This window comes from Thalassobellus citreus, from assembly GCF_044385915.1.
In the GTDB taxonomy this organism is placed as follows: domain Bacteria; phylum Bacteroidota; class Bacteroidia; order Flavobacteriales; family Flavobacteriaceae; genus Thalassobellus; species Thalassobellus citreus.
Window position 1 is genome coordinate 1 of record NZ_JBISCC010000112.1, and the last position, 21,792, is coordinate 21,792.

Below are 21,792 nucleotides of genomic sequence, written 5' to 3' on the forward strand. Positions count from 1 at the left end.
AATCATTTAAAAAAACAGTTTTCTCTTGAGATCTGTTGGCACGGTAAATACAACGCATTAAAACCAATACATCGCGTTCCATATCTCTACCTAAACTATACTTATATTCTTTAGGAAAGGTTTTAGTACTTACAAAAACTTATAACACCAATTTATATGTGTCTCTATATACAGGTAACTCTGTGTGTAATGCCATTTTTTTTAAAAATAAACCGACCGCTTACGCGGTAAACTTTTTTAATAACTAAATAATTAAATAACTAAAAAGCCCGAACGGGACGCACAACGTACGTGCTGCCCTTAAGGCCGCTGATCTGATTACCATTGGAGAAATTCTGGGACCACGCGGCAGCGGTACCGGACTCCGTAGAACACCAGTAGTAACCCAGATAAAAATCGCTACCACTATTTAAACTTGCACCAGCATTTATTTCGGTCTTTTTATCATACATTTCAGCTAACTCATCCTTACTAGGTAAAAACCAATCGGAAAAACCTCCTCCAGTATAAGCATTCGCTAAACCAGCTGCGTAAGTTGTTTCTAGAGCTCCTTGTACGCTTATAATAGTATCTGTATTAGCTAAGCCTGTTCCAATAGCTGTTGCTGTTGCTCCTGTTTCAACATAACTACCATTATACCATCGATTTCCAGAGCTTTGATCTTCTACTGCACAAACTAAACCATGAGAAGAATCGGTTGGATCTATCCAAAAAACAATGCCGCCGTGCATAAATTTGCCTATCTCTAGTAGTTCTGATGCTACTAATCCGCTTACTGTATTCAAAAAATCTGTTCCGTCATAATAACATAATCCCTTTGGATCACAATCTAAACAATAAACAACCAAACCCTCGGCTGGTGAAACTATGGATGTCATATCGGAATATGTCATTCGAGGAGGCAAAAATCCCTGTGTTGTTGAACTTAATTCTAATACCGATGAAGCATCTGGCGTTGGTGTTCCTATACCTATCTGTGAATATCCCGAAATTACAACTGTAAATAGTAAATACAAACTAAGTAAATTTGTTTTCATTGTTTTTATTGTTTTTATTGTTTTTATTGTTTTTATTGTTTTTATTGTTTTTATTGTTTTTATTGTTTTTAACAAAAACATTCATAAGCAAAGAAACATGCTTATTTTAAACTTTAAAAAACCAAAGTAATAAACGGAATATATTATAGATAAGTGAATAATTATAACTAAAACTCTTTTATAACCACTGTGCTTTTAAGTTATTAATATTACTTCTTAATACAAAGTTTTTAACAAACTGAACTACTGCCATTCTATTAATTTTGGACAAGATTCTATTTTTTAATCTATCAAAAGATTTGACATAATTGCGTCTCATAATAAATTCATCACATAATTTGATAAAAACAAAGTTTCAATACGTTTTCTTGATTTTTAACCCCCATTACCTCTCCACTATTGGACAAAAGGTTTCTTAAAAAAGCTACGATTACAAAACAAATACAACGCTACTTATAAAATAGTATGCGTTAGATTTAAACATGTATCTTTAAAGAATTGCTCTAACTACACTATTAAGGTGTTTGATATAATTTATATGCTCCTAAACAACTTAAAATTTATTATGAATTCTATTTTGATCTAATACTTGCATGATTTCTTGATAATTATAATACAAGACCCCTCCAACCTTGGTATAAGGTAATGTTCCATTGATTCTGAGGTTTTGTAAAGTCCCTGGAGAAATTCCTAATAAGTTTCTAACTTCTGGTGATTTTAACCATTTTTTTGGTGGCTGTAAAGATTGATTGTTAAGTAATTGCTTAATGTCATCGAGTAGTTCCATTTTAAAATTTCGAAGATCTTCGGATGTAATAATTGTTGCTCCCATTTGATTTTTTTTAGTTTAAAACAAAGCCGCCAATACTTAAAAAAGGCAGAGACGGCTTTGAATTGATTTGACTTTCGAGTTACAAATCTGGGAGAGTATTTTTTATTATCATCCATAGAAGCCCCCAAGATGGGTGTTTTTTTATCCTTTTTTTTTAATAAATATTATAGATATATAAACGATCTAGTTTTCATGTTAACATGAAAACCATTTAAATTAGCCCCTATTTTAAACATTAATAGCGTGCCCCAAGATGGGGATAACTAGGGATTATTTATCAGACTCTTCAAAACGCTTATTTAAGCTATCAATTAAGCTATCTAAAAACTTCGTTTTACTACATTTCCGTGCTCTTATCTCAATAAATGTGTGGTAGTAATTTCCTAAATCTATATTAAAAATTTGTTCAAATAAGGACGCCAATTCTTTAATATCAGCAGTACCACTATTAATCGTACCACTACTTTGCAAGGCATATATCAATTCTATTAAATCTGTTTTGCTTCCTGTCCAGAAAAGCTTTGATCCTGGTTTCATAACATTTTTTTTAGTTGGGTTAGTATCCGTTTCTAAGGCTTCTATTTCCTGTTGTAGATATACAATGAGCATATCAAAAGCCATAATAGTCGCGACTGTATTATCCTGACATGTAGAGAACTCATCATCTATAAAGGCATGAAACGAATCTGTTAGAGAACGTAAATCTGATTTTCCTCTAACAAAATATTGTTCATCAAGGGTCGTAGCTCCCCTGCGGTAGTAATGATAGAATTCTAAGTTATCATTAAAAAAAACCTGTAACTTATTAATTTGATTATTTAGGTATTTAATTTGAAACTTAGAACTGCTTCTAGGGCGTTTACTTTCAATATTATATAACTTTACATAATATATCAGCTTACTAATAATTTGTGGTTTAATATGTTTAAAAAACTGTATTTCATCCTGAGTAGACAAAAAACCATTTTTAACAACTTCATTTCTAAGACATTTAATACATTTCTCAGTATGATTAATCCCTGTTTCTGCTTTATATAAAATATCATCACAGCGAGACTCTAACGTTTCTAATTTCGCTTCAAATTCCGATATTAATTCTTGATACATCATTGAAAAACAAACCTCTCTTATCCATTATCATTCTAATATTCCCATAAGCTCTAAGGTGTAATTATCTGAGGTTTGTATATATGCGTATTTTTCCTCAATAGTAGCCCCCAATTTCCGTTTCTCAAAAGAAGCAGTCATTCCTAAATCAATATGCCTAAAATTTAAATCAATACCTCGTTTTATGGTTTGATATAAAAGCTGTCGATAAGTGTAAAATTCTCTGAGATACTTATAATCCATACCCACAAAAGCAGGAACGTATGTATGGTTTTTATTATTATAACAAAGCATGACTCCAATGATTTGATTTGGACTTTCTAGTAAACTAATAATGATAAATTCCCAGTTAGGGTGAGTTCCCATCGACTTAAATAGTTTTTCAGGAAAAGAAAAGGTATTCAGCCCTAAATTATTTTGATGCACATTGGCATACAATTCTTGAATTTGTTTTAATTGATTGTTGTCGCAATTTTTCATTACTTCAATTTTCAATAAAGACTCATACGCTAAAATTTCTTTTCTTACATGTTGCCTATTTCTTGAAGATAATTTTGCAACATAGTTTTCAATAGTGCTTTCCGTTCTTAAATCAATGGTACACGTATTAGGCATTTGAACTCTCACAAAACCCTGACCTTGAAAATAAGAATGTAAAGGGTCTTGCTCAGAAAAATCTCTAAGCACTACCATTTTAGCATTGAAATCCTGTTCTAAAGTTTCTATAGATTGCATAAGAACATGTAATGCTTGCTGCTTTAATGGATGCTTCTCATCAATAAACAAATGATTTCCTTCTGTAAAAAGCGAACCTATACTCAATACATTAGACGTTAAATAATAAGGGTTTGTTTTTCGTTCTTTTTCAATAGTTTCAGATGCACTTACTTTAGCAAGCATATCATCTTTCCATAAACCTATGGTTAGATATGTTGCAATAATTGGGTTGTGATTATTATCATATATAATCAAATATTGGAACGTCCAATTATGCTCTTTTAATTCATTACCGCTAAATACTTGTTCTAGAAATTTAAGGCCTTCCCAATCATAAACCCCATGCTTTCCAACACAATCATTCCAAAGACTTTTATCAAATTTCAAAATAGAATCTTCAATTTTAACAATCAAATCAGTCTGTACTTTATCCTCTACTTTTGATTTCATCTCTAATTTAAATGCTTTACAAACCCGATGTAAATTTGTATGGGTGTCTTCTAAAGCTTTTGGGAAATGATAAACCATCGCTGCAACCAAATCCTTAATTTCAGATTTCTCATTATGCCTTGAAATGGTAATTCTAACCCCTGTATTTTTGACAGGAACGGCAGGAAAAATTCCAAGATTCACATAAAAGCCTTCTTTCATAAGTCGACTAACAAAATTATAACCTGTCTTAGGCATCCCTGTCCCTATAAAAAATACTGGAGAATTATTTTTATCAATGAGAGGCAGGTCAGTATCTTGTAACAAACTGTTGAAATACTCTACACGTTCCCTCAAATCATTTTGAATCTCATAAATTTCAGGAGTTAAGTGAATTTTAGCAGAGGCCGTTGCAGCGGCAACGGAAGCCAGTTCTAGTTGTGCTGAAAACGTTAAAGGCCCTCCGAAGGTTTTTATTTCATGATACATTTTCTTATTAGAACAGACCAATACTGCGCCACTAGCTCCAAAGGTTTTACTCAACGTTCCAAATAACAAAATATTTTCAGAAAGCGCATCCAGTTGACTCAGCGCATAACCTGTTCCATTTTTACCTATCCAACTCATCCCATGTACATCGTCAATATAAAGGTGTAATTGCGGATATTTTAAACTCAGGGATTTTAAGTCTTTAAGTGGCGCAAAATCTCCATACATGGAATATATACCGTCTGCCATGTACCAAATTCTTTTACGCTTATCAGAAAGTGATTTTATCTTATCTTCTAACATATTTAAATTATTGTGCCGAATCATATCAATAGGAACACTTCTATTCTTCAATACCTTGGCTGCACTCTGCACACTCCAATGCACTTGATGGTCTAGTATTATGGCATCCTGATCACTAACAGCATTAGGAATCACTCCCATGTGTCCTAAAGTGCTATTTTTGGTAATTATTATGGGATTCTGGTACATCTCGGTAAGTTTCTCCTCCAACTCCTTATAGAGTGGATTAGATATATAAGATTTAGACAAAGGAAACTGAGTACCATATTTAGTAATAGCATCTATCGCTGCTGCCTTCAATCTTGCATCCTGTTCCAGCCCTAAATACCCTGTTGTTCCAAAATGAAATAGTTTTCTTTTATTAATACCGATGGTTCTTCCTGAAAAACCATCCCCTTCGGCATACAAATGCATAACACCTTCTTGTTTTGCATCCGTAAAAACCTCGTTTACCGTGTCTAAAAAATTGTTGTGTTTTATTTTTGCCATCTGATTATATATTTAAATGTCATATAATTTAGATGAATTTGCAGGAGATTGAAAAATAACCACTTTCCATAATCCTTTAGAGTAAACTTTTAATCCTTATTAGGCAAACAAAAGACATCAGGCATCGGTGATTTTCAATGTATAGCAAATGATTTTATTGATAATTTTGTATGTTTATAATGAAAAACCAGTTTTCTATTTACCATGCGAAATTATTTTGAAAATGACTATGCATCGTATAAATTCCTAGATGATGGCATCTTACACATTATATATCACCAAGGTGTGAGTATAGACTTAGATGCTGCTATTCAAGTAGTCAAGGACAGGCTATTACTTCATGAGGGGCAGTTCCTACCTATTCTATGTGATATACGAGGTATTAAAAATATTAATAAGTCGGCAAGAGCTTATGTAGCTATGGAAGGATCAACATTAATAAAAGCCGTGGCTGTAATTATTGAACCTCCAGTTTCCAAAATGCTATCTGAATTCTATATTCGAACGAGTACCCCTCAAATTCCAACAAAATCATTTGAAAATAAAGAAGATGCTTTAAAATTTCTACGCGCATTCATGACTTAACATAACCAATAAAAACTATAAATAATTCTATTTTTTGATTAAAATTAAAGTCTCTCACAAAAATAAATTAAATACCCCTATTAAAAAGTGAGTGAAAATAAAAAACAAAGAATACGACAAATTAACCAAATGGTATTAGAAATGGCATCTGGCAATTTCTTTTATCGTTTGGAACGAACATCTAAAAATGATAATATTGAAGCCATCAGCATATCTCTTAATATGCTAGCTGAAGAGATACAAGAAAACATGCTACATCAAGGGTATGCTAATTTAAATAACATCATAATAGACATTATCCAAATGAGTTTCATTATAAATCAAGATGGTCTTATTGACATGGCTAATCAACAAGCAAGCAATATTTTGTCGTCTTTACATGGCAGTATCATTGGAAAACCATTTACAGATTACCTGGTTGAAAAATCAAAACATATTTGGGTAGAGACCTGGCATAAATTAACTCAAAAGCAATGTGAGGACACATCCATAAAATTAACCTTCAAAGCAAAAGACCATTTAACACTTCCAAAAATTTGTTATCTCAGTACTTTTAAATCGAAGAATAACTCTCAAAACAAAACCCTTCTTACAGTCATTCTACATACAAACAGTCAAAACCTTTTAGAAAACGAATTAAAACAACATGTAATTCAATTCTCTAACAAGCAAAAACAGGCTTCAAAAGAGGTTTCAAGCAACCAGAGAAAATCAAAAATCCGATTAAATCATGACGATATACGCAAAATAAGAAAAGGGCATGATATGATAATTAATCATCTTGAAAAAGATTTCCCATCATTAAAAGACTTTGCTTTAGAATTAGGGACAAACGAATTCAAATTAAAATACGGATTTAAAGAATTATATGGTACATCGGTATATCGCTTCTTAATGGAAGAACGCTTACGAAAATCAAAAATGATGATTCAATACACGGATCATTCCCTTAAATCCATTGCCTATAAGACAGGCTTTAAAAGTATGGCTCATTTCTCAAGAACTTTTAAAAAAAGATACGAATACACCCCAAGTGCCCTACGTAAAAAGTCATTAAATAAGGATATATAAAACCCTCTAAGCCTTTTTTTCTAATTAAATCCTTTACAGTCAAAAATTTATCCCTTTCTAATAATTTTTACTATCGAATTTTACCATATCAAATCAAAAGATATGGCACCTTCAACAAAACACATTCAAATTTTACTGCAAATATCCCGAATACTCTTTATCATATTATTGGTATATGCAGCAACAACTAAACTTCTTGAATTTGATCAGTTTCAAATACAATTAGGTCAATCTCCAATTATTACTAGGTATGCTAATCTATTCGCCTGGGGCATTCCCCTAATTGAACTAGTGCTTTCAAGTTTATTCTTAGTCCCAAAATATATGCTTTTAGCCTTTTATGCGAGTTTCTCACTGATGGTTTTATTTACAACTTATATCATACTCATTTTAAACTTTAGTGACTATATACCCTGCTCATGTGGTGGTGTGTTAGAAGAATTGGGATGGACAGAGCATATTATATTTAATATCCTATTTATTGCAATGGCACTAATCTCGATCTATTATTTAGAAATAAACCCTTCAACCAAAAAAAACAAAATATCATGAAAGTTCTCAAAACTCTTTTTAGATTAATCATTCTTGGGGTACTGAGTAGTGCGCTTATGGTTATCATGTTTTTACTTTCCGAAAATCAAATACATCGTAACAATGCCTTTGTTAGAAGATACCCTCACCACCCAATTAGTAAAACCTACAACCTTTCTCTTAAATACAACTCCTACTATATAGCTGGTTACAAAAACAACATCCTATATTTAGGAAATACAACAGCTCCATTACATCTTTTACAAGTAAACTTAAAAACAAAAGACACTCAACACATCCGAATTAGATTAGAAAGAAAGGATTTCCCATTCCGGTCAATAAGCATAAAATTACATCCACCATATTTCTTTGTAATGGACGGAACCATACCTTGTGTTTTTCGTGGCACTATGGAAACATGGCAAGCAAGACTATGGATGAAAGACAAAGCCTATTTTACAAATGCTACACCTATAGATTCAAATACCTTATATATAAAAACGATTAGTAGTAAAGCAAATAACAGCATACTCGGTATCATAAAAAAAAGAAAAGATTTTGAAGTCAAATTGAATTCTAACATATTAGAAAAACAAATAGATGGTATGTTCGACGTTGATGGATCCATGATCGTTTCTCAAGATAAAAAGTATTTAGGCTATGCATATTTCTACCGAAACCAGTTTATGGTAATGAATTCTAGTCTGGAATTACTTCATAGAGAAAAAACTATAGATACAGTCAGTAAGGCACAAATCCAATTGACTCCAATAAACAAGAACGGAGAAGTTAAAATGAAAGCACCTCCATTGGAAATAAATAAGACAGCAACACTATACCAAAATTTAATAATGTTTCATTCTAATAGACTAGGGAAATATGAAGAGCGAACCATGCTTAATCAAGCATCCATTATTGACGTTTATAATTGGAAAAAACAAACCTATCTATTTAGTTTCTATATCTATAACATTCATCAAAAAGGAGTTAAGGAATTTAATATTTATGACAATCATTTGGTGGCTATTATTGATAATGTGCTTTCAGTCTATCAACTAAAACCAGCATATTTCAAAAAACATACTACTATATAAAAAATTACCGGCCGGTAACAGGAGTAAGATCGAAAACCTGTATAAAAGAGTAGATCATAATATTCATATAAAAACAATCATTATGAAAACTTTCAAATTTAAATTGTTAATTCCGGTTGTAGCAATCATTTTTGCTTTAACCAGTGCCTTTGCCACGTCAACTAATACTGATGTAGATGCCCTTGCTGTTGTTGATGGCTATATTGATGCGCCTGTACCTTGTACTGAGCGAATTAATTGTTCTCCAACTGGAAATATTCTTTGTACTAATGCTCAAGGACAACAGGCTTACGGAAAATTTTATCCAAACCAAACATCTTGTCCTAGAGTCGTTTTCAAACCTTAAGGGATTTTTGGTTTAAAAAAGAAAAGGGGTCTTATTTAGCCCCTTTTCCACATTAAATCTTGGTTCATTTTATTTCAATATGTTGACACATACAAAATATTTGCCATTAATCATCTATTCATTAAGATACCGTCAATTTTTTGCAAGCACAACCTTAGATGACTAAAAGTAATACGATCTTTAACAGCTTTTCCTGTACTTACAATGTCATTTTTCAGTAACATGAGTTCAGACAAAAACAAACTTTTTGAATAGTCGCTATATGAATAATAAACATTACTAGGATTTGTGTCACCATATTCCTTTGGTTTTATAATAGCTTCCGTTAGAAAAGCTATATAGGCACTTTGTAACTCCTGACGATAGTATTTTATGTTTATATCTTCCTGTGATAGTTCACTCCAAAGTCCCTTTCGTAATTTTGACAGCAAACTTTTTATAAGCCATTCATCATTAGTAGATAATACTGTATTTTCCAATCGCTTCATTCTTAATGAACTCAATATTTCTGACAATAATTTTAATTGATATTCCGATATTTTATCCGCAGACATCGAATATTGAATCTTGGATGTAAACTCAGGATGTGCTAACCATTCAGGCACATTAAATGCGTTTAAAATTAGAAATTTCATGGCTTCTTGTTGCGTATTCATGGGTATTGGAGTAAAGACAGCCCCTTTCTGAACACCTGACTTATAATATGTCGTATAGCCACCAATTAAAGATATGACCTGCTGCATTTGGTTAAACCAAAATGTTAGCGTTTTACCATAGAGGCGTTCCAGTAATTCGCTATCCTTTTCAGTAGAAGTAACTTCTGGTAATAAAGCAATAACCCGTTTCATATTTTTCAGTCCTAGTTCCGTACTTTTTATGGGATTATCATTATCTGCTACATTATTGCTGCGGTCTGGACCTATATTCTCGTAATTACCAATATTATATCTATACCAAGGTTTAGAATCCTGCTGGTGTATCATTTTTTCTAAATAAGGAAATTCGTCTTGTGGTGTATCAATATTAGGAAAAGACGCATATCCCCATTTAATATTGTAAACATCGGTAGGTCCCACTTTTTGAATCAATAAAGATGGCGAAATACTATCCTCGGGTTGCACCACATAATTATGCCTTGTATAAGTCATGATACTTGGGGTATGCCCCATTTCTATAAGCCATTTTTGATTGCGCATTTTATCAAACGGATAAATATATTCACCATAGTTTCCGTCCTTAATTCCGAAAGCATGACCTGCTTCATGTGCTACAACAGATTGAATGAGTTGTCCCATTAAATCATCAGGAAAAGGGTATTGCTGAGCACGCTCATCTAATGGACTACATCTTATAAAATAAGTATCTGAAAGGAATTGGTAACCTGAACCAATTATAATATCGGACTTTAATATTTCACCAGACCTTAAATCTACTATTTTAGAAACATGGGAACCCGCATCATTAGCTTCTCCTCTTATGTCTTCCTTATTTACCCACCTTATAACAGAAGTGTTTACACTATTCAAATTCTTCTTTTCAACAGAGACTGCCTTAACCTGAATGGCATTTTTAAATCCAGCTGCTTCAAATGCCGGTAACCATTCTAGAATACCTGCTTCTATATAAGGCCTCCATTTCTTTGGAATATTTGGAGCTAAGAAAAACGTTATAGGCGTTATAGGTTCACTTACTTCTTTACTTTTATCTTTTTTCTCCAAACGCCATCTCGAAATACTTGCCTTAGCATATTTAGGAAAATGATTGATAGCACTAAGTTCATCCTCTGCAAAATATCCCATTCGATGATCAAACAATCTCGGTCTCATAGGTTCTGGTAATAGAAAAAAACTAAAATCAACTTGAATGGCCACCTTGTTTGCATTTTTTGAAATGACCCGATTAGTTTTAAATACAACCTCATTTTCTAAATAATTTACTGCTTCTATTACTGACAGATTAGAGAAAACCGTTTCTTTAAAACCGGAGTACCATGCAACACTATTCTCCTTTAATAAATCGGTAATATCGATACAAAATATTTTGGTAGTACTCTTTTCTTTAATAATAGAAAATGTTCCTATAATACTTTTTTCGAGGGATGGCTTGTTGTTTATAGGGATTATAGCACCAGAAAGCGATTTAATTCTTGGAGTTTCTAAAAGGAGATGATCTAGATATTTGGTCCAAACCACATGTTTATATCCTCTACCATGCCTCACAAATAACAATTCTCTACCGAATAGTTTTTCATCAAGCTCCAAAAACACTTGATTATCCTGTAAATGAATCTTCATAAAACTATCGGACACCTCAAAATCATAAGCTTCCATCTTGCTGTTAACCTGCCCCCTTAAGGAGCAGGTGACTAACAAAATAATCATTGAAAACTTTAGTTTAGCAATGAAATTTATGTAACAATCATTAAAATGATATAATAGATTTAAGTATTTCATTTTAATACCCCGCATTTTGTGGATTAAGATTCGGATTTAATTGGAGCTCAGACTGGGGAATCGGTAAACGTATATACGTACTTTCCCAATTAGGTTTTACCGGAGACAACTCACTAGTTGCAGTACCTGTCCGTTTCAAATCAAAAAAACGATGCCCCATTTCGGTAAAAAACTCTATTTTACGCTCCTGATAAATAGCTTCTAAAAGTGCAGCTATATCTATAACCGATATAGGTGCTAAATTCGATCTTTCTCTAATAACATTTAATTGATCTAAGGCAATAGACACATGCCCTAATTGCGCGTTGGCTTCCGCCGAAATAAGATATAATTCTGCCAATCGAAATATGATAGAACACTCTTGAGTAACTCCTGTATTGGTATTAAGCTTATATTTAAAAGGATAATACCAAGTATCTATACCATTAGAAACGTCTCCTATCCAATTACTCAAGCGAGCATCTCCCGCTTCAATACTATCAATAAAATAATTGGTTAAAGCACTGTTTGGAGGTGGACCATTTGTAAAAATGTAAGTCAGGCCATCTATGGTATTAGCGCCAGAATCCGCAGCATCAAATTGCCAAATCGTCTCAATACTGTTTTTTAAAAACACCTGATTAATATCTGTATTCAAAGCGTAAGCACTACTAGAAAGTACCTCGTTAGCTTCGCTTAAAGCCTCGTCCCAATACTCGCTATAAAGATATACCCTCGCTAAAAGTGCAGTTACTACCCATTTATTAGGACGTACTCTGTTTTCTTCTGCATAATTTGTAGCTAATAGTGATTTAGATAACACCAGATCATCTATTATTTTTTGATACACTTGATATTCTTCCAGTCTTGAAATTTTACTATTAATACGATAATCAGTAGTATCAATATATGGGATATCTCCAAAGAGATTAAGTAAATAAAAATGAATGAAGGCTCTTATAAAATAAGCTTCTCCAAGAAATAAGTCTTTATTTTCCTCCGATAAGTTTGTTGAACTATTAACACCTTCAATAATGTTGTTAGTAGCATAAATTAGATTATAACTGCTATTCCACAGGCTCAAAACGGTACTGTCTGTTGACAATACATTATTATCGAAAAATAACTGAATCCCAGACTGCGAGGTACTATAAAGTGATAGCTCATCGGTGTAATGCCCCAATAAATAACCCAATCCTGAGGTTCCCCCATTGGTGAGTCCCTGATCTCTAAGTTGACCATAAACATGAGTTAAAGCTGCATTAACAGTTGCTGCATCTTCAAACACAAGGACACTAGTGAGCTGATTGTTTGGAGGATCTATGTCAACAAAATCTTCACAAGAGGTCAAAAGCCCCAAAAGTAAAAGTACAAAGGCTAAATATCTAGACGGGTTTGTATGTTTAATTATATATGTCATAATGTTCTTTTTTAAAATGTAAGTTGCGTTCCTAAAGAGATAAATCGTAATGGAGGAACGGTTGAACTGGAATTAGTCTCTGGATCCAGTCCATTATAGCTTGTAATGGTAAGTAGGTTTTGAGCTCTTAAAAACAGGTTACAGCCTATTCCGTTGCTTGTCTTTTTAGACACCTGATAAGATAAAGCCAATGTCTTTAAGCGCAGATAAGAGGCATCGCTAATAACAGCATCACTTTGATTATGATTAGAATAAGCTACTAATCCATCAACATTCAATCCGCTGGTATAACGTTGCACATGGGTTTGATCACGCACATTTTGCCATCGTTTCAATACGTTTTTAGTCTGACTCCCCATAGTCCCAGGAATACCCAAAAAGTGCACACCCAATTGTTTGGTAAACTGAAACAGCACATCCAGATTAAATTTCTTATAAGAAAAATGATTGTTTAGGCCTCCAAAATACTTGGGATTAAGATCTTTAGTAACCTGTTTATCATCAGGTGCAGAAATCGCATTATCGTTATTAAAATCTGTAAATTCATAAAGTCCAGTTTGCAGATTTACACCTGTAGATTCATATACCTTTAAAATATTTAAGGGCTTCCCTATCACCAATTGGTTGGCATAAGTAGACCCTTCCAAATCTGGAAATTCTAAAAGTTTGTTTTTAGGTATGGTTAGATTAATTGAAGTCGTCCAACGCATATTTTTACTAACTATATTGGTTGTATTCAATTCAAGTTCCCAGCCTTTATTTTCTACCGTTGCATTAAGATTGGCATTTAAAAAATTAAACCCTGTTGTCCCTGACAATGGAATACCTACCAATTGATTGGATGATTTGTTACAGTAATAGCTACTACTTATAAAAATTCGGTCTTGTAAAAACCCAATCTCTAGAGAAAACTCCAGCTTTTTATTGGATTCCCAACTAAATTCAGGGTTGTATAGCCTTGTAGGTTGTAACCCTATAATGTATTGATAGGGCGAACTGCCAAAAGCATAGGTATCTAAATACTGATAGTCCCCTATCTGGTCATTACCTGAAATACCATAACTCGCTCGTATTTTACCAAAGCTTAAAAATGGCAAAGCAGCTTCTATAAAAGATTCGTTTGAAAAAATCCAAGCAGCACCCAAAGCACCAAAATTGGCAAATTTCTTGTCATCCCCAAACCTGCTAGATCCATCACGTCTGCCTGTTAGATTAAGAATATATTTCCCTTGATGGTTTAGGTTAATCCTACTAAATAGGGCATGGTACCTATATTGTGTTTGGGTATCACCAAGAACAAATAGATTAGATGCTGCCGCCATATTTTCTATAAAATTATTATTGGTAAACCCATAGGCAAATTGTGAGCGTCGATGACTCTTTTGTTCTTGAAATGTAAGCCCAATCAACGATTCTATTTTGGTGTTTCCTAAATGTACTGTACCGTGTAATTGGGGTTCTATAATCCATGAGGTTCTATCTGCATTGTTATGTATTGCTGATGAAATATCACTACCTAAGCTATAAGCTGGATTTAGCGTAGTAGATGGTACAGTTCTTAGTTCTTGTAAACCACTCTCAGTATAGCCCAAACTGGTCACTAACTTTACCCCCTTATTAATCGTGTAATTAATAGTTGCATTACTTATTAAAGTGGTACTATTAGCTAAGTACTTCCCTTCCAAATTACGAAGTGGGTTATCCCATGTAGAGTTTTCCCAGTTTAGAGCTCCATCATCACTATACAAATCAGGCGCATTAGGAGCTAAAGTCAAAGCCTCTCTTACCAAATCGGTGGCTGGTAAATCATTAATATTAGACGTATAGTTGGCTAAAAATTGAAGTACGAATCGCTTATCCTTAGACTGATGGTTTAAATTACTATGCAGCGTTATTTTATTATTATCAAAATCGCCCGGCAATACTGTAGTTTGTTTATTATAATTACCACTAATTAAAAACTGCGTTTGTTCACTCCCTCCAGAAAATGCGCCTTGTATATTAGTTATATAAGCGGTCTTACCAAAAAGTTTTTTTTGCCAATCGGTGTTCTTGGTTGCATCCCAAGTGCCGTTAATATCATAAGCATTAAATGGCAATGTGGTAATCCCATCATTAGCATAGGCTTCTTTCCTCATAGAGATATAATCTTGGGTATTGAGTACATCCAACCTATGTGCTACACTTCCAAAACCAGATGACATATTCAAGGAAAAAGAAGCTGTGCCATGTTTGCCTTTTTTAGTTGTAATAAGCACGACCCCATTTGCTCCTCTAGATCCATATATTGCTGTCGCATCGGCATCCTTTAAGATTTCAATACTTACAATATCTGTTGGATTGATATTATTTAAAGGACTTACACCAGAAAGCGGAATAATGGAACCCGATGTTTGCTTATCTCCCAAAGTTTCGGAAGCATAGGGCACACCATCAATAACATATAGAGGATCGTTACCATTAGTACGGATGCTATTCTGTCCTCGAATTTTAATATCAAAACCTGCACCTGGAACACCTGACGTTTGAGTGATTTCAACCCCAGATACGCGCCCCTGTAATGCTGCCAAAGGATTTGAAATAGGTTGCAGTTCTATATCTTGTTGTTTGACTTTAGAAATATTTCCGGTGCGTTCTTTGCCCTTTACATTATAATAGCCTGCATTTAAGGTCACGGCATCCAATTGCGTAATATCCACTTCCAATTGAATATTAATTTCAGATCTATTGTTAACAGAAATCGTCTGTGTTACAAAACCAAGCGCCGTAACTATTAACACATCATTTGATTGGGCTTTAATGGTATAAGAGCCATCGAAATCTGAAACCACGCCTTGTTTGGTGGTCTTTACCATAATATGTGCGCTGGCTAATGGCATTCCAGATGCATCCGTAATGGTTCCATGAATTTCAGACTGTTGAACATGCGCATTATCTAACACATGTGTACACAAAACATCAGTAGGATTTAAAGCATCGGTAAAAAATGGGGAAAGTATTAAGCAAAAAGTAAAGAATAGTAGACGCCTACCCTTACTTATATAATTATTTTTCATAATTTTGAATTAGGTTGAACATTAATTTGTTTAAACGGTATAAACCTCCTATTGACCTTGCAAAGTATATTAGGAGGCTTTTTGTTTTTTTAGTGTCTTGTCATAGGCAGTGTAGTGTTATGTTAGTATTTATTTATATAGCCTTCTTAAGTCCTTGGGTTCATCCTTTTATACACCATATTTGGTGTAAGTGACTAACTCAAACGAATGCACAAAAGGGCATCTGAAAGCATATAAGCTTTAGGCTTTATGTAACATGGTTGGTCTGGATACCATTAAAATATGAATGTCGTGGCTATGGGATAAAAAAGGAGTAAATAATAAAATCCAGAATAGATGTAGCGTACACCCCATAGAAAATTAGCCTATATCGGGCCTTTAGGTTTTTTCTTAAAAAGAATGTCCAGCACAGAAACTCCTTGCTCGTAAAAGAGCTGAAGACATACACTATGTTTTGATTTACAAAATATGCTTTGCATTCTAATTAAAGTTTAAAACCATGTCGCGATTCCAAAAAATAATAAAAGCACTGCTAAGAAATGTTGAGTATAAACCAAAATGTAGGTATACAAAAAGGCGTGGAACTCAGCTTATTGGACAGTGGTACTGGTATACCGGACAACAATAAGTGAGCCCACGCCCATAGACGTGAGCATCTTACTTATCCTCTCGTTGTCATAAAATCACCAGTTTTCTGTCCGAGATTCTAAGCGAATGCTTCAATATTTTGATTTGAAGAATCGCAAATTTAATATTAATGACGAATATATACAATTACAATATGTAATCCAAATGGATTACGATATTTTTTAAAAATATACCAAAATTGCAACATGGCAGGATTAGACAAAGAAGATATAATTTTAAAAAATAAGATTGCAGAAAGAGTAAAATCTTTGAGAATTAAAACTGGTTTATCTCAATCTGATTTCGCTAAGTTACATGATATTGATAGACAGATAATCAATCGTTGGGAAAGTAAAACAAATAAAAGAGGTATTACAATCTATACTATAAAAAGATTTTGCAATATGCTTGATATTTCTTTAAAAGAATTCTTTGATTTTGAATTAGAAAATACTCATAAACAATAATATCCTTTCTAATTTATTTTAGTACACATAATTATTAAGATTCTAAAGCGCTATCCTTGTACTAACAAAAATAAAATAGTCTTATAATGTCTTATTGATAGTCTAAAAATTAAACTCTAATTAAATTATTAACAGCAAGTTGTGTACTAATGGGAGTATAAATATCTTGTGTATTTTCAGGAGTTTCGATTGACACAATAAGTGAGTATCTTAATTTGGAATTCGATTTTTGTTGTTTCTTTAACTGTTTCCACCAACCAGAAGCTAATGGAGCAATTGCTAACCTATTACATGATGCTATTTCTGCTGCAGAACCTTTCCAGAAATTGCTATGTATAGAACCTTTAAAAACAGTATCTGCCCCTAAAAACCACCTATTATTACCTGTACTTTTCTCATAATCTCCACTCTCTAATTTATCGACTCCTAACTGAACTTTTAGAGTTTCCATATTAACTCTATTGGTCCTAATCTTAAAATTTTCAGGAGTTTCTCCTGGATTTATGAGTAAAAATTTAAGCGCACAAGATTGATATGAATATTTAGTAGAATAACCTTTATCCCCAGGGTTTGGTTCTATATAATAAGATAAAGTAATTCTTAAAGTAACATCTGTTGCTCCAAGATTCTCTAAAATTTCTTTTGGCCATGGAAACTCATAATAATGAATCTTATTAGTTTTAATAGTTCCATCAAGCTTATAGGGTTGTATAACCTCCTCTGAGATGAAAGTTAAATAATTTGATTTACATTCAATTGCTTTTTCATGGTTAGGAACTCCATAACCAACTATTCTTAAAAGCTTATGTATATCTCCAACTTTATTTAAATCAATATTAAATTGATTAATCATTTCAGGGCTCCATGATGCTGAATGTATCATCAATGCCCTTAAAGTTTCTGGCCAAGCATTAGGATAAACATCTCTCAATTTTGCCAAAAAATTAGAAGCAAAAGCTGTAGCTGCACTTGTGGCATTAAACCTTGAAAAAGAATTTATATTTGCTTTTGTTGATGTTGAAAGAATATCTAAATCTTCATCATAATCAATACTGCCGTTCTCTAATTTCTTTAAATTCCCTCCCTCAAAAACAACCTCAGGCTTTATTGGCCAAGAACTTTCCCATGAACTAGATGTTCTACTGTAAGGAGATAATTCAAATTTATTAGCTACTGTTACAGCATTAGGTAAAATTCTCTTTGTAAATGCCCCTATAGTTATTGCATTCCAAGCCTGTGCTGGACTTTCAATAGAAAGGTTTAAATTACTTTCAGGGTAATTCACCCAATCGTCTTCATCTCTAACATTTCCAGCACTTACTACAAAAATTTTTTTGTCCATTTCATTTTCACCAAAAATAATTTTGTCTAAATAAGCAGACCAAGTTGAAGGTTTTCCAAAATCATTTTGATTCCTTCCCGTTACTGCCATGCAAAATATTCTTTTATAATCTGGCTTATTTATTATAGCTGTACTGATTGCATCTTGTGTGATAAAATGACATTTATCAAGTTTATTTTCTATCCCATTTGGAGGAAGAATTTTAATAGACTCCAACTGATGTTTAACTTCTATAGGGTTATTATTTTCTAATATGATATTTAAATTACCATATGTAGCGATACCAGCCATACTTGTTCCATGACCATTATGCCCAGAATCATTTTTACCCCAGTTCATATCAATAGTTAAACGATCTTCATTAGACAAAACATCTTTAAGTAATGAATGACCGTTATTAATTCCAGAATCTAATATGGAAATATAATTATTTGAATTATTAAAGCTAATATTATCAATAGCTGATTGAATCCAATCTTCTCTAACCACAAGAGTTTGATCCAACCAAAAACTATTCAACTCCTCAGCTCTACGAATCTCTGCAATCCACCCAAACGACAATATAAGTTCTACTAACTGATCATAATTTATTTTAACATTAATAATTACCCTTTCAGGGAAAACTGTTAAATTCTCTGTATAATCAACAGCCAAAAAGTCACATATTTCTTTCAGATTTTGAATTTCAGTTTCTATTTCTTCTACATCAATAGCCAACCATAATTCGCACCAAACAGCAACTTCTTTAGGCAAATATTCATTTGAACTACTCCATAAAAACTCAAGAGTAGTTCTTTTAATAACTTCAATCTTTTCTACTAATTTTTGACTTTTTGGAGCTCCTGTCTTTGTATTCTCTCCAAGATATTTTTCAATTTTATTTATTAACTTTTCTTTTTTATTTTCTGGAATATATACAGTAGCTGACTGATTTTTTTCTGGACTAACCTTAACATTAAGCAATTTAGCACCATCAGAACCTAAAGAATCTAATTCTAATAATTGCTTTTCCGCAGCTATAAAAGTGATATATTCCCCATCTTTAATTGGCGCATGATTTTCAATTCGTTGAATAACTTCCTTATTATGAGTTTTCCATATTTCCTTTAAAGATGAAAGTATAAAATCACCATGCTCTTGTCTAGTTATATTAGGTAATACAGTTTTAATTGGTGGACCAGGAGGTAAAGTATAATCTTGTGAAGCGTGAACGTTTTTCAGAAAAAGATGTGGCTTTATTTTTTTACTCATAATCTTTTAAAGATTATAACTGTTTTTTCTCTCTTTCATCATTTGGACTAAAAGTTTTTGCGTAACATTTTTTTTATCGGTTAAAATAATTTCTTTTAGTGCATCATTACAAGCATTTGTTATTTCTGCATGACTTAAACCTTTTGCAGCATCAACTGTTGTTTTCAGAGAAAATTCCCCTAGGAATTTATGTAATTTGAGTTTTATTAATTCTTCAATATCTTCCCTATTTGGCAAATTATATGTAATAATATCATCAAAACGTCTGAATAATGCAGAATCTAATATTTTAACATTATTTGTCGCTCCAAATATGACACTTTCAGAAGTATCCTGTTCTATAAATTGCAGGAATGAATTTAATACTCTACGCATTTCACCTACTTCATTATCTCTTCCTCTTTCAGCACCAATAGCATCAAATTCATCAAATAAATAAACGCCCCTATTTGAAATCATCATATCGAATATCTGTCTCAATTTGGAAGCTGTTTCCCCCATATATTTTGTCATCAACTTATCCATCATAACAACATATAATGGTAATTTTAATTCCCCTGATATAGCAGAAGCTGTAACTGTTTTTCCTGTACCAGGAAGACCTGAAAGCAAAACTTTTCTACGATTTTGCAAACCATACTTTAGAATCTTATCTCGTTCTTTATACTCTCTTAGTATCCTATTTAATTTATTTGAAACATCACCTGATAGAATCAACTCATTTAATCTATTTTCTGGATAATAAACTAAAACTAAATCACTTAAATCTGGATTTATTTTTATGACTTTAAATCCATCAGTTTTTGATCTATCAACTAAAGACTTTATCTCTTTTGCAATCGTCATATGGCCTTGACGTGCTTCGTGTGCTGCTACTTGCAAAGCAATAGAAGTGAATCTCTCATTATCATTTTTATAATGAGATTGTAATAATGATTTTAATTGTTCTGCTGTTGCCATGTAACAAAAGTAATAAAATTTTCTATCTCTTCTCCCTTATTTCTTCTACTACAGTAATTAATCACTTTAGAGATACAATTATAATTATTGAATGCTTCTCGATATAACCTTTTTAACTCTACTCCTCACTTACTGTAAATAGTAACTGTTTACAATAAAGACATTCTGATATTTTTTTATTGATTGTCAAACTTATTCTCATTTATCTATAACATTAAACACAAACCTAAAAACCTATTTTACTTTCTGAGTTTTTTAAATTATTGGAATTATAAATTTTGTACCAAATTTTAAATTACACTTTTCAAACTAGAAACAACACTTTAACAAGCAAGTCTTTATTAAAATACTTACCTAAAATAAATCATTTATTCCGTTATAAGACCCTTTATATTGCATATCTCAATATGAAATATTATATCGTGGACTTACTTTTAAAACTCTACACCTCTTTTCAATAAGATATAAATGTTTATAACTCACTATAAATTGATAGATTTCCCATCGCTCTTGGAAAAGATGTAATCAGCTTTTTTTTAAAATTTCAAGCTCTAATTATTTTTCTTTAAGGCTTTATGTAACTCTTTTATTTCTATAGAATCGGTTTCAGGTTTTATAGAAACCTTTGGGGAAGTTTTTCTTTTTCACCTGCTCTCCACTTATAAATCCGTTGCACCTGAACTCCTAGCTCATCTGCTAATTCTTTAATATTTTCTCACTGACAACTTAATCATACTGCTTCTGATTTAAACTCCCTACTGTAAACTTGTTTTTAAATAAACAGTCTTAAAATTTCTGTCCGAGTAAATAGTAGTAACTCCACAATATAACTAGGCTTGCCGGAAGTACTATTGTTCTTAGTGTAATGCTTTTTAAGAACTTCTATGATTGTTTGTCTATCTAGAAGTGTATTGATTTGTGTTAAAATGTCTGTTTTATTTTTCGTGAGCAGATATCACAAATACTATAAACTAAAGTTAGGTGCTGTGGTAATTGCATAATAGAGAGATATGAAATTTGTAGAAAACATCCAATGTCTTGCAACGGTCTTGCTTTTAAAGTTTGAATTAGAAATATTTAGTTTATGCTGTAAAGGCATCTATAAGAAAAGACACTTATAAATCTATAAACCATAAAAAAAACAAGGTAAATAAAAATAAATCATAAAAAAAACACACTATACCCCTGTGTTTTTTGGGGGTAATTT

15 protein-coding genes and 1 pseudogene are annotated in these 21,792 nt (G+C 32.5%); 6 read left to right on the forward strand and 10 right to left on the reverse strand.

The annotated features are described in order from the left end of the window. Window positions 1–260 precede the first annotated feature (260 nt). From ACH5TX_RS02385 to ACH5TX_RS02405, 5 genes and pseudogenes are all read right to left on the reverse strand, one after another. Window positions 261–1,016, reverse strand: coding sequence for an Lcl C-terminal domain-containing protein (locus tag ACH5TX_RS02385; RefSeq protein ID WP_439337959.1), 756 nt, complete (start codon window positions 1,014–1,016; stop codon window positions 261–263). A gap of 199 nt (window positions 1,017–1,215) precedes the next feature. After that, a pseudogene (locus ACH5TX_RS02390) lies at window positions 1,216–1,412 on the reverse strand (IS982 family transposase); the annotation flags it as partial. Window positions 1,413–1,590: 178 nt separating this feature from the next. Then, window positions 1,591–1,869, reverse strand: a complete 279-nt coding sequence (locus tag ACH5TX_RS02395) for a helix-turn-helix domain-containing protein (protein ID WP_439337960.1) — start codon at window positions 1,867–1,869, stop codon at window positions 1,591–1,593. A gap of 270 nt (window positions 1,870–2,139) precedes the next feature. Continuing rightward, entirely contained in the window at window positions 2,140–2,979 is an 840-nt protein-coding gene (locus ACH5TX_RS02400) for an RteC domain-containing protein (protein ID WP_439337961.1), read from the reverse strand. Window positions 2,980–3,006: 27 nt separating this feature from the next. Next, window positions 3,007–5,328: an aminotransferase class I/II-fold pyridoxal phosphate-dependent enzyme gene (locus ACH5TX_RS02405; RefSeq protein ID WP_439337962.1), complete on the reverse strand. Its 2,322-nt coding sequence runs from the start codon at window positions 5,326–5,328 to the stop codon at window positions 3,007–3,009. A 279-nt stretch (window positions 5,329–5,607) separates the two neighbouring features. Between ACH5TX_RS02405 and ACH5TX_RS02410 the strand changes: the two genes are divergently transcribed. The 5 genes from ACH5TX_RS02410 to ACH5TX_RS02430 all read left to right on the forward strand — a co-directional run bounded on the left by ACH5TX_RS02410 (window position 5,608) and on the right by ACH5TX_RS02430 (window position 9,030). Beyond that, window positions 5,608–5,988: a DUF7793 family protein gene (locus ACH5TX_RS02410; protein ID WP_439337963.1), complete on the forward strand. Its 381-nt coding sequence runs from the start codon at window positions 5,608–5,610 to the stop codon at window positions 5,986–5,988. Window positions 5,989–6,129: 141 nt separating this feature from the next. Then, window positions 6,130–7,059 (forward strand): helix-turn-helix domain-containing protein, encoded by a 930-nt coding sequence (locus ACH5TX_RS02415; RefSeq protein WP_439337964.1) that lies wholly within the window; start codon window positions 6,130–6,132, stop codon window positions 7,057–7,059. Between the two features lie 102 nt (window positions 7,060–7,161). Then, window positions 7,162–7,611 (forward strand): MauE/DoxX family redox-associated membrane protein, encoded by a 450-nt coding sequence (locus ACH5TX_RS02420; RefSeq protein WP_439337965.1) that lies wholly within the window; start codon window positions 7,162–7,164, stop codon window positions 7,609–7,611. Beyond that, entirely contained in the window at window positions 7,608–8,684 is a 1,077-nt protein-coding gene (locus ACH5TX_RS02425) for a hypothetical protein (protein ID WP_439337966.1), read from the forward strand. Before ACH5TX_RS02420 ends, ACH5TX_RS02425 begins: the two co-directional genes overlap by 4 nt. Before the next feature lie 82 nt (window positions 8,685–8,766). Continuing rightward, entirely contained in the window at window positions 8,767–9,030 is a 264-nt protein-coding gene (locus ACH5TX_RS02430; protein ID WP_439337967.1) for a DUF6520 family protein, read from the forward strand. A gap of 110 nt (window positions 9,031–9,140) precedes the next feature. Here ACH5TX_RS02430 and ACH5TX_RS02435 read toward each other — a convergent pair whose 3' ends face one another. The 3 genes from ACH5TX_RS02435 to ACH5TX_RS02445 form a co-directional block, all read right to left on the reverse strand. Then, window positions 9,141–11,411 carry a zinc-dependent metalloprotease gene (locus tag ACH5TX_RS02435; protein WP_439337968.1) on the reverse strand — a complete coding sequence of 757 codons (2,271 nt, stop codon included), beginning with the start codon at window positions 11,409–11,411 and terminating at the stop codon, window positions 9,141–9,143. A gap of 73 nt (window positions 11,412–11,484) precedes the next feature. Next, window positions 11,485–12,882, reverse strand: a complete 1,398-nt coding sequence (locus tag ACH5TX_RS02440) for a RagB/SusD family nutrient uptake outer membrane protein (protein WP_439337969.1) — start codon at window positions 12,880–12,882, stop codon at window positions 11,485–11,487. An 11-nt stretch (window positions 12,883–12,893) separates the two neighbouring features. After that, window positions 12,894–15,938 (reverse strand): SusC/RagA family TonB-linked outer membrane protein, encoded by a 3,045-nt coding sequence (locus tag ACH5TX_RS02445; RefSeq protein WP_439337970.1) that lies wholly within the window; start codon window positions 15,936–15,938, stop codon window positions 12,894–12,896. Between the two features lie 833 nt (window positions 15,939–16,771). Between ACH5TX_RS02445 and ACH5TX_RS02450 the strand changes: the two genes are divergently transcribed. Next, window positions 16,772–17,032, forward strand: a complete 261-nt coding sequence (locus ACH5TX_RS02450) for a helix-turn-helix transcriptional regulator (RefSeq protein ID WP_439337971.1) — start codon at window positions 16,772–16,774, stop codon at window positions 17,030–17,032. Window positions 17,033–17,141: 109 nt separating this feature from the next. On the opposite strand, the gene ACH5TX_RS02455 is transcribed toward ACH5TX_RS02450, so the two are convergent. Both ACH5TX_RS02455 and ACH5TX_RS02460 read right to left on the reverse strand, forming a co-directional pair. Further along, window positions 17,142–19,625 (reverse strand): S8 family peptidase, encoded by a 2,484-nt coding sequence (locus ACH5TX_RS02455; RefSeq protein ID WP_439337972.1) that lies wholly within the window; start codon window positions 19,623–19,625, stop codon window positions 17,142–17,144. 6 nt (window positions 19,626–19,631) lie between these two features. Next, window positions 19,632–20,585 carry an AAA family ATPase gene (locus ACH5TX_RS02460; protein ID WP_439337973.1) on the reverse strand — a complete coding sequence of 318 codons (954 nt, stop codon included), beginning with the start codon at window positions 20,583–20,585 and terminating at the stop codon, window positions 19,632–19,634. Window positions 20,586–21,792 lie beyond the last annotated feature (1,207 nt).